This window comes from Mesorhizobium sp. M4A.F.Ca.ET.022.05.2.1, from assembly GCF_003998845.1.
In the GTDB taxonomy this organism is placed as follows: Bacteria; Pseudomonadota; Alphaproteobacteria; order Rhizobiales; family Rhizobiaceae; genus Mesorhizobium.
This window is the reverse complement of the sequence record NZ_RZOJ01000687.1, coordinates 1-1,596: the sequence shown is the minus strand read 5'-3', so window position 1 is coordinate 1,596 and position 1,596 is coordinate 1. Positions and strand designations below refer to the sequence as shown.

The window sequence follows — 1,596 nt, the reverse complement described above, 5'->3', positions numbered from 1 at the left end:
CTATCTCGCCGCCTATTATGCGGCGCCGCTTGCGTTCCTGATCCTGCCTCGCATTGTCATGGCCGTTCGCAATCGGTCGCCGACCGGCATGGTCAAGGATCCGGTCACGCTCGCATGCTGCATGGTTATCGCCACGTCCGGAATCTACTACAGCTTCTTTTCCCTGCTTACCTGGGGGTTTGTCGGGCTGGCCCTGGCCACGCAGGAGCGGGACTGGCGCTATCTGCCGGCCATGGCACTGCCGGCTGGCGTGACGCTGGCCGTGCTGGTGCCAATCCTGGCGTTCTTCGTCGCGGTCACGCCAGGCGACGCTGGCTTCCCAGCAAGAACAGCAGCCGACCAGCCGCTCTATGGTTTTCGTATCTCCGACGTGATCATCGGGCTGGAGCCATTCGGCGTCGCGCGGAATGCACTGCGTGATTACATGGCCATCCGCGGCAAGACCGAGGGGACGGACGCCTGGCCTGGCCCCGTCCTGTCCGCTTTCGCATTGCTGGCCGCCCTGTTTGGTTCATTGCTGTTGCGAAGGCGCGGTCCTGGTGTCCGGCCGGCCTACGGAGGCCTGACGCCGACATTGAACGCATATCTCGTCTTCTGCATGATCTATTGTGCGCCCTTCGGTCTGGGATTGATCTTCAATCTGTTGATGAGGCCGGAGATCCGCGCACAGAATCGCATCGCGCCGTTCTTTGCATTCGCGGCGCTGCTGGTGTTCTTCAGGTTATGGCAGCGGGTGGTGCTCCGGCTGCGATCCAGGTTCGGCCGTTCGATCGGCGGCGTGACAGCCGCGGTAGCTCTCGTTGTCCTGGTGCTTGTGAACAGCATTGGCAGCTTTGCGCTGTTTGCCGGTCAGCAGCACGCCTTGCAGCGCCAGCCGGCTTTTGCCACGGAGATGACAAGCATCCGCGCGACTTTGGCGGTGGCGGATTCTGAAGGGCTGCGGCGGATTCTCCAGCTGCCGATGGCGGCCTGGCCCGAAGCGCCCACGATCCGCGGCTTCGAGCCCTACAACCATTTATTGCCCTTTGTCTTCAGCGCTCCGGGCAGTTCCAGGCACTGGAGTTACGGCGGCTCGCGGGGAAGCGAAAATCTGTCACACCTGCAACTCCTGCTGAAGACCGCAGACTCGCCCTGCGCCCTGGCCGAACTGTCAGCCGGCTACAATTTCGACGCGGTGCTGGTGGATCGCCGCGGCTACGACGCTACCGAGCTCGCGGCATGGGACAGCCGGCTGAGCGCGGTCGGCGCGCGGCTGGTCAGTGACGACCCGCTTCGCCGCCTGTATCGCTTGCCTAAGTCGGACTGTTCGCAGCCTCTGTTGCTTTCCAATCGATGGCTCAGCGCCGCCGCCGGCGGTGAGCTCGAACCGCTTCTCGATCGGGGATGGTGTTCGCCGGAGGCCTGGGGCCGTTGGGGCAGGGACAAGGTGCAGCGCATACTATTGCCCAATCGCGACCTGGGCAGCCGCGGCGTTGTCATCGATCTCCGGATCATGCAGCTTGCCGACAAGGACGGCCGAATTCCGCGCGTCGAAGTGCGCGTCAACCAAACCCCCATCACCACGATCAGCGTTGCACGGTCCATGCAGCCGGAAGA

1 protein-coding gene is annotated in these 1,596 nt (G+C 63.6%); it reads left to right on the top strand.

Going from position 1 to position 1,596, the window contains the following annotated elements:
- On the top strand, positions 1-1,596 hold a 1,596-nt coding region (locus EN745_RS36455), incomplete at both ends, for a hypothetical protein (protein WP_189363267.1).